At 36.0% G+C, this 13,253-nt stretch carries 12 protein-coding genes and 1 pseudogene; 11 read left to right on the forward strand and 2 right to left on the reverse strand.

The annotated features are described in order from the left end of the window. The first annotated feature begins 169 nt into the window (after positions 1-169). From H5J24_RS08865 to bla, 5 genes are all read left to right on the forward strand, one after another. Complete coding sequence (locus tag H5J24_RS08865) at positions 170-610, forward strand: GPW/gp25 family protein (protein ID WP_045497241.1); 441 nt, start codon at positions 170-172, stop codon at positions 608-610. A 23-nt stretch (positions 611-633) separates the two neighbouring features. After that, the gene (locus H5J24_RS08870; RefSeq protein WP_232816221.1) at positions 634-1,803 is read left to right on the forward strand and encodes a type VI secretion system baseplate subunit TssF; all 1,170 of its coding nucleotides are present in this window, start codon (positions 634-636) and stop codon (positions 1,801-1,803) included. Positions 1,804-1,814: 11 nt separating this feature from the next. Beyond that, positions 1,815-2,516 (forward strand): hypothetical protein, encoded by a 702-nt coding sequence (locus H5J24_RS08875; protein ID WP_232816222.1) that lies wholly within the window; start codon positions 1,815-1,817, stop codon positions 2,514-2,516. Positions 2,517-2,542: 26 nt separating this feature from the next. Continuing rightward, positions 2,543-3,472: a DUF3829 domain-containing protein gene (locus tag H5J24_RS08880; RefSeq protein WP_068943484.1), complete on the forward strand. Its 930-nt coding sequence runs from the start codon at positions 2,543-2,545 to the stop codon at positions 3,470-3,472. Positions 3,473-3,591: 119 nt separating this feature from the next. Then, positions 3,592-4,482, forward strand: a complete 891-nt coding sequence (bla, locus tag H5J24_RS08885; RefSeq protein WP_068943483.1) for a class A beta-lactamase, subclass A2 — start codon at positions 3,592-3,594, stop codon at positions 4,480-4,482. A 146-nt stretch (positions 4,483-4,628) separates the two neighbouring features. Here bla and H5J24_RS25540 read toward each other — a convergent pair whose 3' ends face one another. Continuing rightward, a complete protein-coding gene (locus H5J24_RS25540; RefSeq protein ID WP_262495882.1) occupies positions 4,629-4,754 on the reverse strand; it encodes a hypothetical protein in 126 nt (41 codons plus the stop codon). Between the two features lie 169 nt (positions 4,755-4,923). Here H5J24_RS25540 and uvrA point away from each other — a divergent pair. The 4 genes and pseudogenes from uvrA (at position 4,924) to H5J24_RS08905 (ending at position 9,618) form a co-directional block, all read left to right on the forward strand. Then, positions 4,924-7,755: pseudogene (gene uvrA, locus H5J24_RS08890) on the forward strand (excinuclease ABC subunit UvrA). Positions 7,756-7,766: 11 nt separating this feature from the next. Beyond that, positions 7,767-8,366 (forward strand): hypothetical protein, encoded by a 600-nt coding sequence (locus tag H5J24_RS08895; RefSeq protein ID WP_068943481.1) that lies wholly within the window; start codon positions 7,767-7,769, stop codon positions 8,364-8,366. Positions 8,367-8,382: 16 nt separating this feature from the next. Then, positions 8,383-9,276 (forward strand): hypothetical protein, encoded by an 894-nt coding sequence (locus H5J24_RS08900; RefSeq protein WP_232816223.1) that lies wholly within the window; start codon positions 8,383-8,385, stop codon positions 9,274-9,276. 207 nt (positions 9,277-9,483) lie between these two features. Next, positions 9,484-9,618 carry a bacteriocin-like protein gene (locus H5J24_RS08905; RefSeq protein ID WP_082811220.1) on the forward strand — a complete coding sequence of 45 codons (135 nt, stop codon included), beginning with the start codon at positions 9,484-9,486 and terminating at the stop codon, positions 9,616-9,618. Between the two features lie 30 nt (positions 9,619-9,648). Here H5J24_RS08905 and H5J24_RS08910 read toward each other — a convergent pair whose 3' ends face one another. Beyond that, positions 9,649-10,194 (reverse strand): hypothetical protein, encoded by a 546-nt coding sequence (locus H5J24_RS08910; RefSeq protein WP_068943479.1) that lies wholly within the window; start codon positions 10,192-10,194, stop codon positions 9,649-9,651. Between the two features lie 111 nt (positions 10,195-10,305). Here H5J24_RS08910 and H5J24_RS08915 point away from each other — a divergent pair, with 111 nt between their 5' ends. Together H5J24_RS08915 and H5J24_RS08920 are read left to right on the forward strand one after the other, a co-directional pair. Further along, on the forward strand, positions 10,306-12,312 hold the full coding sequence (locus H5J24_RS08915) for a type VI secretion system Vgr family protein (protein ID WP_232816224.1): 2,007 nt from the start codon (positions 10,306-10,308) through the stop codon (positions 12,310-12,312). A 10-nt stretch (positions 12,313-12,322) separates the two neighbouring features. Then, positions 12,323-13,237: a DUF2235 domain-containing protein gene (locus H5J24_RS08920; RefSeq protein ID WP_232816225.1), complete on the forward strand. Its 915-nt coding sequence runs from the start codon at positions 12,323-12,325 to the stop codon at positions 13,235-13,237. Positions 13,238-13,253 lie beyond the last annotated feature (16 nt).

The raw sequence follows: 13,253 nt of genomic DNA on the forward strand, positions 1-13,253 counted from the left end.
TAACATAATGAATACAATATAGATAATGGTTTCAGGGCTTTCAATTCAGTTTGAAGGCCCTAACTTTTGAATAATATTTTAATTTATTATAACAATTATTTAGTGAAAATGTGTATTTTGGTATTTCGTTTTTAAGTGAACGGAACCATGAAGTAAAAAACAAGAAGTTATGGATACACCAAATTACAGAATGCCCTTTGTACCGTCAACATTAATGACAGAAGGGGGAAGTATCGATACCTGCGATATGGGGGAGAGTATTGCCCACAACATTATGCTGCTGATCACCACCAAAAAAGGGGAGAACAGATACGATGAAAACTATGGAAATGATGTTTGGAACCTGGAATTCGATAACGGAGTAACCAGTGCCATCTGGGAAAATGTTTTTGTCAAAAGTCTGAGAAGGCAGATCCAGGAATATGAACCAAGAATTGTGCAGCCTCAGATCGATGCCAATATTCAATTTGTAGAACACAGTTACGATACCAAAGAACACACCGAAATCAAAAAGAAAGTAAGAATTGCCATCAATGCCAAAATGGAGGAAACAGGAGAACGTTTCAGTTTTTCAACAGAGCTGTTCCTGAGCCCAATGTCTATTGATTAAAATTTTTAACTACAAAAAAAATTATGAACCTAGATCAAAATATTTATTCCAAAGAATCTGTAAAAGCAAGAATGCTTCAGAATGCTACTAAAGTATGGGGATTGAAAAGTCCACAGTCTTTAGATCCATTTGTAAAATTATTAATTGACGCATTCAGTACAGAAGTTTTTAAAGCGAATAATGAAATACAAACAGTCAATGCCCGAATTCTTGAAAAACTGGCAAAACTGTTAACTCCATCCATTTATACTCATCCTATTCCGTCCCATGCAGTTGCTTTCACGCAGCCTTATGATTCTACGGAAGTTTTATTAGAGCACACGGAGTTTTTCTTCCGTAAACAAATGACTTCTACGGTGAAATCGGAATCGGATAAACAACTTAATATTCCTTTTACTCCGGTTGGGAATGTAAGAATCAATAAAGTTCACACCTCAGTAATGTTTGTAGGGAATACCTGCTACAGTATCGATGACAGATTCAATAAAATTCCGATTTCAAGATTTAACGGAAGACCTGAAGACTACAGAAAGGTCACCGTAGGAGTTGATGTAAGTAAATATGTGAGCGAATACTTCCCTAAATATATGAGCATATTCTGCTCTAATCCGGCTTTCGAACATCTTGATTTTGTGTATAAACTATTACCTTATATTACTGTTTCAAGTAATGGAAATCCTTTGTTCGTAAGAGAAGGATTAAGCTACCTTACAGAAAGCGCCACTGATGGTTATGAACAGATGTTTAAAGAGCAGTCCATCAGAAGCAAGGTCATTGAAGATATTAAAAGTATCTACCGTCATAAATTCATAGAGATTACCGGATTATCCAGCAGCTTATTCTCAGAACCCGGGCAACTTCCACAAAACCTGGATTTCCTTGCCGGAAAAGAAGAGATTGTAAAATACCTGGATAATAAGCGTTATTTATGGCTTACTTTTGAATTCCCACCACAGTTCTCAGCAGAAATTCTGGATAATTTCTCATTTGTATTGAATGCTTTCCCAATCTATAACAGAGGCTGGAAAAAAACAGAATACAGTCTTGATATTATGGGAAACAACATTCCTTTGGTAACAGATGAAGGAGAACATTTCTTATATGTAGATGAGGTACAGGACGGCGACGGAAGAAAATATACAGAAATACCATTTACTCCTGCAGATGATCTTAAAAAGGATTATATACAGTAAGAAAAGGAGGAATGGAGCGTTTCACCAGCAGAAATGCAGTGGATATGATTGCTAATGTTCTGGAGCTGACAAGAGATGAAATTGCAGCATTCTCTCTTTTAAACAGGGATAATGTAAAAGGCGTTCTGAGCGAGATGTCAGACAAGATGAAATCGATGGTTCAGAAAGTGAATAATGCCAAGAGAAATATCAGACAGGAACTGAATTATGTAATTATGGAACCTGTAGAAAAAACAGACCACACATATGCTTCTTTCTGGATCACACATTGTACATTAGCTAACCATATGCGCCCTGGAACTGAGCTTTCCAACCAATTGAAATCCCAAACCGTTGTTTTGCTTACCGAAACATTGGGTGGTGCTGAAGAGCAAAAAGGTACTGACAGTATCCAGGCTTATAAATATGCTTTGACTACAAGAGATAAAATCATTTCTCTTGAAGATGTTAAAAACTATTGCCGAATGATTCTGAAAGATGAATTGAGAGAAGTAAGAGTAAGAAGAGGAACTATGATCAGTAACAAACCTAAAGAAGGTTTCGTAAGAACCGTTGAGGTTGAAATTGTTCCACAGAATTATTCTTTCTATGGAAGAGCCTATTGGGAAAATATGGCCAACATTACCAGAAATCAGATCATTGCCAAAGCAATTGACGGCATTGAATATCTGGTGAAGGTAACCAATGAGGACGTTGAATTCCAGGATATGTAAAAATCAGACAATTAAAACAAAAAAATATGAAGAAGATTATTGTATTCGCAATGGCCCTTTCGTTAACTGCTACAGTAGTAAGCTGTAAAAAAGGTGCAGGAAAATTGGCTGACTCGGTTTTGAACATGGGAAGCGAAACAGATGCAAATGCTATTATTGATTTTAATAACAATTTTATAGATTCTTATAAAAATACATCCAAACATATTGATAGGATCTTAAAATATGCAGATGCAGCAGTTGCCAAATCAAAAGGAGAAAATGTACTGATTATGCCTGTTACATTAAGCTCAATGGATTACTCATTTTCAAAAATTAAAGAAATTCCGTCAGGATTTGATAAGGAAAAAGAAGCTATTGAAAAAGAATTCAATGTTTATAAGGCTAAAAAAGAAAACATAGACAAAAAAATGGAGGAACTTAAGTCTTATATGACTTCGGAAGACTATAAAGATGATAAAGGAGCAAAAGCAGAAGCGATCACAAAAGAAATTGAGGGCGATGTAAATGCTTTTTATGCAGCCGGAGAAAATATTATGACCAGAATCAAACCTGCTACAGATGCTGCAGAAGAAGTTATTTTAAAGGATCATCCTATGAAAGAATATATTATTTCTTCTAAAAATGTGATGAATTCACTGGATTCTGTAATTGATCTTTTAGGAAAACAATACTCTGGACAATTCAATGAAGCAGAAGCTCAGAAAAAGTATGATGAATATGCCAAAGTGGTAGAAGCCAACACTAAATTAAACTTTGATGTGAAGGATCCGCAGTATTCTTATAAAAAATCTCAGTTTGAAAGCTTCAATAAAAATGCGTCTAACTTTTTAGATTTGTATAGAAAACTTATTAGAGACGCTAAAGAAAAGGGAAAGATTCAGGATAATGATATCCAACAGATCGATTCTTCCTATGAAAGCGTATTGGGCGCCTACAACTCTTTTGTGAAATAATATTTTTGATTGGTTGTAATATCAACAGTCAATTTGAAAATAAAAAATGTCGTAGGAAATACGGCATTTTTTATATCTACTGTACAAAATAGTAATGCTTTAAAAATTAAACTATTTAAATGAAAAAAGTATCCCTTTTTATATCTATTTGTCTTTTAAGTATTCAGCTAAAGAGCCAAACGATTCAGGATTTGAAAAGTAAAATTAGTACTATCATATCAACAAAAAATGCAACCGTTGGAATCTCTTTAAAAGGAATTGAGGATAAAGATACCTTAAGCATCAATGGAAATAAAACAATGCCCATGCTGAGTGTTTTTAAATTCCATATTGCATTAGCTGTTTTAAGTCAGGTAGATCAAGGGAAATTAAAACTGAATCAGAAATTCTTTATTAAAAAAGAAGAATTATTACCTGAAACATGGAGCCCGATAAGAGAAGAATATCCGGAAGGAAATATGTCTTTGACATTAGATCAGCTATTAAGATACACGGTTTCTCACAGTGATAATAATGGTTGTGATATTCTGCTGAAGATAGTAGGGGGCGCTCCGGTTGTTCAGAAATTTATCAACCAACAGGGTATCAAAGATTTTACTATCCGATTGAATGAACAGCAAATGAACACCTTTGAATCCTATTTTGTAAATACATCAACCCCTTTAGCTACAACCAACCTTTTAGAAAGATTCTATAAAGGGAAAGTATTAAAAAAAGAGACTACAAAATATTTATATCAGATCATGGTAGAAACTTCAAGAGGACTTACCTGGATGAAGGCAGGTTTGCCGGCAGGAACAGAATTAGCTCATCGCACAGGAATCTCAGGAAGAAATGAACAGAATATAAGAGCTGCGATGAACGATGTAGGAATTATAAAGCTTCCCAACGGAAAACATTTCATCTTATCCGTATACCTTAAAAATATCAATGAAGAAATGAAAGACACAGAAAAAATCATTGCAGATATCGGAACTGCTGTCTGGGAATATTATATAAACAAACCATAAAGACTTTAGAAGAAGATCAAAAGTATAAATAATTTTTCAACTGATCTTTCTGTCTATTTATTGTACAATGTCATTCTGAAAGGAACGAAGTGAAATAAAGAATCTAAATAAGACACAAAGCTCGTGTTCCTTCAGAAAAATAATGACTAAAGCAGTACATAATAATCAGCATGATCATGACCTCCACAATCATCTGTGAAAATCAGTGCAATCTGTGGGTAAATAAATTCAATAGAAACGGACTTCAGTCCGTTTTTTAAATAATAGCCCATCCATAGGCTTTAGACAAAACCTATAAACAGCATTTATACAAATATTGAGATAAGATTAAGCAGAAATAAACTACCATTATAAAAATTTTAACCCTTTCATTATAAAAAAAATTCCATAAAATTCCGTAATTTTGCACGTTGTGATTTTCAGGCAAAGTCACTCCAAATTATGAGCAAATCAACAGAATATATAGAAGTTTACGGAGCACGTGAACACAACCTAAAGAATATTAATGTTAAGATCCCGCGCAATGAACTGGTAGTGATTACCGGGCTTTCCGGGGAGTGGAAAATCTTCACTGGCTTTTGATACTATTTTTGCAGAAGGCCAGCGTCGCTATATAGAAACATTCTCTGCTTATGCCCGTCAGTTTCTTGGTGGATTGGAGCGTCCTGATGTAGATAAGATTGAAGGACTTTCGCCCGTTATTGCCATTGAGCAGAAAACAACCAATAAAAATCCGCGTTCTACTGTAGGAACCGTTACAGAACTATATGACTTTCTTCGTCTTTTGTATGCGAGGGTTTCAGATGCTTACTCATTGTCTACAGGGCAGAAACTGGTAAGTTATACTGAAGATCAGATCCTTGATACCATTAAAGAAAACTATAAAGGAGAAAAGATTATGTTACTGGCTCCTGTGGTACGTTCCAGAAAAGGACATTATCACGAGCTTTTCGTACAGATGGCTAAAAAGGGTATGGGCAGGCCAGAATTGACGGTGAATTACAGGATATTGAATACGATTTAAAACTAGACCGTTATAAAACCCACGATATTGATATTGTGATCGATCGTTGGATCATTGGTGAAAGCGCTTCAGAAGGCAGAATGGAGAAATCGCTTCGTACCGCAATGGAAATGGGCGAGGGAATCATCGGAATTCAGAAACTGGGAAGCACAGATATTGAATATTTCTCTAAAAACCTGATGGATGCTGAAACAGGGCATTCCCTGGCATTACCGGAACCGAATACCTTCTCATTTAACTCTCCAAAAGGAAGCTGCCCGGCTTGTAAAGGATTAGGAACGATCAAAAAGATCAATACAGATTATTTCATTGATAATCCAAAACTATCGATTAACCAGGGAGGTTTATTACCACTGGAAGATATTAAATCCAATAAATGGATTCTGGCCCAGATCAAGAACATTCTTGAAATTTTTGGATTGGGAATGACAACTCCATTACAGGATATCCCGGAAGAAGCTTTGGATTATATCTATAACGGATGTCATAAGGAATTCAATAAAGATCTGAAATATGCGGGCATTACCAAGAAGATCAAAATCAGTTTTGATGGCTTGATTGCTTTCATGGAAGAGATTATAGATGAAAGAGAATCTTATGAAGCTATTTTATTGGAAAGACACTTCACGACTGAAGAAACATGCCCGGAATGCGGCGGAACCCGTCTTCAGCCATCAAGCTTAAGTTTTAAAATTGATGGAAAGAATATTGCTGAGGTAAACGGATTAAGCTTAGCAGATTTAAAAGAATGGCTGGCAGATGTAAAAGATAAATTCTCTGAGAAAAATAAAATCATTGCTCATGAGATCTTAAAGGAAATTGAAACCCGTCTTCAGTTCCTGTTGGATGTTGGATTGGATTATCTAAGCTTAAGCAGAAGTTCAAAAACCCTTTCAGGAGGAGAGTCACAGAGGATTCGTCTGGCAACACAAATTGGTTCCCAGCTTGTGAACGTTTTATATATTTTAGATGAACCAAGTATCGGGCTTCACCAGAGAGATAACGAAAGACTGATTCATTCCTTAAAGAACCTTAGAGATATCGGAAACTCTGTTTTAGTGGTGGAGCATGATAAGGATATGATCCTGGAAGCTGATGAGGTATTGGATATTGGTCCAAGAGCCGGGAAATTCGGTGGTGAAATCCTTTGGCAGGGAAAACCAAAAGATCTTCTAAAAGCAGATACCATCACCGCTCAGTATATCAACGGAAAAAGAAAAATTGAAATTCCAGCTGAAAGAAGAGCAGGAAGCGGAAAAAATATTGTTCTGAAAGGAGCCACAGGAAACAACCTTAAAAATGTAACACTGGATGTTCCTCTTGGCAAGCTGGTAGTGGTAACCGGAATTTCAGGAAGCGGAAAATCTTCTTTGATTAACGGAACATTATATCCGATCCTTAATAAACACTTCTACAGAGCCGTTCAGGAACCTTTACCTTATAAAAAGATAGAAGGCCTTGATAATATTGATAAAATTGTAGATGTAGATCAGACGCCGATCGGAAGAACACCACGTTCAAATCCGGCAACGTATACCGGAATGTTTACAGATATCCGAAACCTTTTTGCAGAATTACCGGAAAGTAAGATCCGTGGATATAAACCGGGAAGATTTTCTTTCAACGTAAAAGGCGGAAGATGCGAAACCTGCCAGGGTGGTGGGCTAAAAGTAATCGAAATGAACTTCCTTCCGGATGTATACGTTCATTGTGAAACCTGCAACGGAAAACGCTTCAACAGAGAAACGCTGGAAGTTCGTTACAAAGGAAAATCCATTTCCGATGTATTGGATATGACCATTGATGAAGCCGTAGATTTCTTCCAGCCGATTCCAAAGATCTTTGCGAAAGTAAAAACATTGCAGGATGTGGGATTAGGATACATTACATTAGGACAGCAGTCTACAACCCTTTCAGGAGGAGAAGCACAGCGTATTAAGCTGGCGACCGAACTGGCAAAAAGACAGACCGGAAATACCCTGTATATCCTTGATGAACCTACAACAGGATTGCATTTTGAAGATGTAAAAATTCTAATGGATGCTATCAATCAATTGGTAGAATTAGGAAATTCATTCATTATTATTGAACATAATATGGATGTGATTAAACTGGCAGACCATATCATTGATGTAGGTCCGGAAGGAGGAAAATATGGTGGGCAGATTGTAGCACAGGGAACTCCTGAAGAAATTGTGAAGTCTAAGAAAAGTTTGACTGGGAAGTTCCTGAAGAGGGAGTTGGAATAAGAAGTTTTTATATGAAAACATTGACACAAAAGAATGGAAGAAATAAAAGCAATTTTGAAATTCAGGAAGATGGAGTCTTGATAAAAAATGGTTTTATCAAAGAGTTACATGAATATAAAGTACATTTCGCAGATATTTATGATGATGAAACTGTTTTTAGAAAGAAAAAAGATTGGGTATTGGTATTGATTGCCGTATCTATGACATTTAATTCAATATTGCTTACGATTGTTATCAATCAATCTTATCATCTTTCGGGATCATCAGGAATGATTGTTTTTATTCTTGCAATGTGTCCAACTCTTATTGTTGGTGGGCTGTGTAATAATGAATTTAGAGCAGAGAGTTCCAAAAGCCTTGCAGCAGCAAAACCAATTAATTTTTCCTATTCAAAAAAAGAAAAAGAGGAGGTTGATGCCTTTATTGCTGAAATCAAGAAGAATAAGAAAGATTATTATCTAAAAGAATATTATAGAGTAGATAATTTGATTCCTATCCAGACACAAATAGCAAGGATTCATTGGCTTTATGAAAGTAAATATATTACAGAAAGTGATGCTCAGTTTATACTTGACGAACTTGAAACCCAAAGAATCATCAGAGGAGTCTAACATATCTCGATATATAATGAATTATACAAAAGAATTTGCGAAAGCAGATTCTTTTTTATTTTTATCCCTCAAATCCAAGCTATTCAATCATGAAAAAATATATCATCCTTTCAATATTTCCATTTCTCTTATCCTGCAAAAAAGAGAAAGAAGTGGCCACTACAGGAATAAATGTTCAGAAAAAGATAGTCTTATAGCAGTTGAACAGGAATATACATTAGATAAAAAAACTGTTTTCGGAGTATATCAGCTTACCAACAAAGATATAGCGATCTGTATTCCCGTTCAGTTTGGTGATTCTGATGATCTGTTATCAAAAAAATATGAAAACTTCCTTGTTAAAGATTCTATTCCCTGGATGTATGGCAGGGATATGAAGGACTATAAATATTACGATACTCTATCTGTAGGTCCGCTGTACTACAACAAAAGGTTTGAAGATACCTTTAAAAAAGAAATGAAAGACTCTTATTTTGTCTATGGAACCAAATCTTTCCAGCAAAGTACAGTTAAAAAGGTGGTTTTCCAGTCTACAGAATGTGGAAACGATTATATCGCTTATATCCTGAATGTTGATAAAAATTTGATCGGTAACCCAGTTATTGCTTCGGAAAAAGAGATTCCGCTGAAATATGGGAATAGCTATTCAGAAATTAATAAGTCCATCAAAAAATACGCAGCTAAAGAAAGTACAGAAAACAACTATGGTTTAGGAAATTACAATCCCATTGTTTACGGAAACTATAAAAATATGTATTTTACCTACTATGATGATTTCAAATGGCATGATAAAAAATCAGGCTCTAATTGCCAGTTTCCTGAAAGAGCCATTTTTGAATTGAATAACAAAGGAAAAGTTAAGCTGCTTTGGAGTTCCGAAATGGATCTTCTAGGTTTGCCATGCCTTTAATGATGAGGTTTTTGAAACTTTTTAAAGGGTGAAGATGGTAAAGCTTTGAATGTCAATAGATGTATCCCTTAAAATTCATAAAATATAATAGGTATAGACTAAATTTTCAGTTGGTAAAGTGTGAATAATGAAAATTATAAGCGTTAAATTGTAATAATGTATAATTATATTCGTTTTATTTTTACAAAACCATAAAATTAAAGCTATATGAAAAATTTAAAGAAGCTGACTAAAGGAGATTTGAAGTCAGTGTACGGAGGACAGCCAAAACAATATTGTACATATTGCGAATGGGCAAACAAAGTATTCTGCAGTGAAATTCCAATTGTTCAGTGCCCATAAAAAATCAAGCCGCTTTTTTAAGCGGCTTTTCTATTGCTTTGAATATTGGGTAAAATCTGTTAAACTTGATTTAAGATCTTTTGAATTGGAGAGTTTTTTATCGAAAGTGATATTATCTATTCTCCAGCCTGTATTGTCGATATTTATAAAATAGATCTTATCAGTCCATAATACTTTGGGGGAAACCATATTATATTCAAACTGTACAAGTACTTCTGCTGTTTTATCATGTAGATTAATATTTTTGATGGAATAGCCGTTATATCCTTCATATAAACTTGAAAAGAGGGCCCCTTCAAAGACCAAAGGTTTCTCATCCGGATGATCGCTGTTTTTTACTTTTTCAATATCTGCTTTTGAAGCATTGATGGCATCTTCCAATGTTTTTTTCAATTCCGGAGAAAATAAATCATTAGCGATGGGTTTATTATAAACAGCTTCATTAGATTTTCCATATTGGCTGTAAAGCTGATTTACTTTTTCGGTAATCTGTTGTTTTTCATTAGCTGGTGTTGTTTTACCACATGCAATAAAGCAGAGGATGAAACTTACAGAGAGAAGAAGTGATCGTATCATATAGTAAAGAATATTTTTTTAAAATTCAAAAGATGTACCAAGTCATGAGTGCCTGAAGAACATTTGTAGTATCTTAAAATAATATTATATATCTCTTAATGTTGATTTAATATGAGATATTTTCTATATTTGTCATTATTATATCAGAATAACACAAATATAAGGCATGAAAAAAATACAGTTTCAGAACGTGTATCCTTTACTGATGGATACCGTGCTCCTGATAACGCTCAGGCAGTGAAAGAGAATAATACGGCAGGAATCAACCGGATCGTCAAGCTTTCTGCAGTAATCAATGGCGAAATTATTTCCAGTTTTAAACATTTCAAACTAAAGCAAAGCGCTGTAACCCATCACGAATTTGAGTTAACGCTGGCTCATGATGCCTTATCCGAAAAACAAGGCCATCAGCTGGAACAGGCCAATGCATTTTTAGGAAAACGTCTTACCATCAAAATTGCTTACAAAGATTTCGAGACCCAAAACAGTCCTGAAAGAGTTTTCGTAGGAATCATTACCAAGGTAGGATTCAGCCAGGAAGCTCATAGTTTGGGAAATATTGTTTTAAAAGGGTTCAGCCCTACCATTCTTTTAGACGGATCTCCGCATACCCAGAGTTTTGGAGGATCACAGCCTGTGAATACGGGAATTATAGCTGATGAGGTTATTAAACAGGGAATAGATCCGTTTTGGTATGATTTCAGAGTCAATGCCAAAGCTTCATCACAAATTGTCTACAGTTCCCAGTATAACGAAACCCATTACAATTACTTATGCAGATTGGCGGAAGCCTATGGGGAACAGTTTTTCTATGATGGAGAAGTGCTGCATTTCGGAAATATGCCGGCTCCGGCTGCTCCTCTTGAGCTGATAAGCGGAAGTAACGCCTCAAATATTCATACCGAACTTAGAGCAATCCATACCCAACCTGGCTATTATGGATACAACAGCAGTAAAAACACCATGCTGACTTCAGGAGAAACTCCTTTAAAGCATATAGGAAGTCTTGCTCAAACTGCTTATTCAAATAATGAAGATATTTTTAAAACTCCTTCACTTCAGCCGGCGCCCATCAGAGCAGCTACCGATATGGATGTGGTGAATTCCCAAACGGGAGCATGGGGAAGTAAAGGAGTAGATGTATTTGTAGTATCCGGTGATACCACAATGCCATTTCTATATCCCGGATGTACCGCAGATCTTTATCTGAGAAAACCTGATTCCAGCAAAACAGGATATTTCACAAAATTGATGATGACAGAGGTTACCCATGAGATTGATACCTTAGGACATTATAAAGGAAGCTTTGAAGCCATTGCTTCTGATACAGGATTCATCCCGAAACCAGAATTTACAACCCCTTTTGCAGAAACACAGCCAGCTGTAGTAATTTCCAACGATGATCCTTTGGGACAGGGCCGTGTAAAAGTAAAATTCCTGTGGCAGCTTAATGAAACAACAGACTTTATCAGGGTAATGAGCCCGGATGCAGGAGGAACAGATCAGATTACCCAAAACAGAGGCTATGTAGCTATTCCGGAAGTGGGAGACCAGGTAATGGTAGGATTTGTACACAACCATCCGGACCGTCCTTTCGTGATGGGTGGAATGTTTCATGGCGGGGTTGCCCTTGGCGGTGGTGTGAATAACCATTTAAAATCTATTCAGACCAGAAGCGGTATCCGCATTCTGATGAATGATGCTGAAGGAAGCGTAAATATTGTAGACCCAAGCGGAAACAACTATTTCATGGATGGCAAAGGAAACATCACAGTATCTGCACCTAATGATATCAACTTCAATGCAGGAGGAAATCTCAATATCAATGTTGGACAAAATATGTCTACCAGTGTTGGAATGAATAAAACAGATACGGTAACGATGAATCATAGTGAAAGTGTGGGGATGATAAAAACCTCTTCAGTGATAGGAGATTCCCAGGTTTTCATCACAGGAAAACTCACTGAATTTATAGAAGGAGACGTACACAGCGAAGTAAAACAGGAACGTAATGAAATTTCAAGAAAAGAAATGAATTTCAGTACAGAAGAAAATTTTACAAGCCATACAAAAAGTTCGATCTTTATGAATAGCGGCGAAAAAGGTCATAATCACTAATACTTTTCCTATGAGCAGAACAAGAATTGTCAACGGGAAATACACCAAGGTAACCGAAAAAGGGTATAACCTGTACTCTGGAGGAAATACCAATATCAATGCATTAGGTTTGAATAATCTGAATGCCGATAAAGATATTAATCACGGCTCCGTGGTGGAAAAAGCTCCGGCGTATCAGCCTAAAGATTCTGTAAATGTTTTTATCGGGATGTTTTTTGATGGCACCGGCAATAACAGGTATAATTCTGATAAAACCTATTACAGTAAGATCAACTCCGGGGAAACCTATTATAAAAATGATACCGTTCCCCAGGAATATTATGAAACCATTAAAGATCCCCAAACCGGAAAGCAGAAAAAGATTAAAATCTCAGACCGTGACAGTTACTGGAATCCGTATTCCAACGTTGCCAAACTGTTTGATCTTTATAAAGAGAAAAAGAATCCAAGTGAAGATGCAAAAGGAAGTGAAGACGCTCATCCAGAGTATGGAAACTATTCTATTTTAAAACAATATGTAGAAGGCATAGGAACGAAACAGGATAAGGAAGACGATATTGCAGGTTCCTGTGCAGGAAGAGGAGACTGGGGTGTGATTGGCAGAGTAGAGGAAGGAATTAAAAATGTTATAGCCAATGAATTTACTAATATTCCTAAAGATAAGAAGATCAATAAGATTGTATTTGATGTTTTCGGATTCAGCAGGGGAGCAGCTGCGGCAAGGCATTTCTGTAATGAAGTAAAAAAATCGGTAAAATATGATACTGTAATGCGGGATGAAATGGATATCAAAATGGGACGTCCTAAGATATCTTATGTCTCTGTACATGCAGGTGGCCTTTTTGGGAAAAGATTGGCAAAGGCGGGATATAAGCCTGTTGGAGACACTTTTTCCATAGAAATCCGTTTTCTGGGGGGTATTTGATACCGTAATTTCTGAT

The organism is Chryseobacterium capnotolerans (assembly GCF_021278965.1).
Classification (GTDB): domain Bacteria; phylum Bacteroidota; class Bacteroidia; order Flavobacteriales; family Weeksellaceae; genus Chryseobacterium; species Chryseobacterium capnotolerans.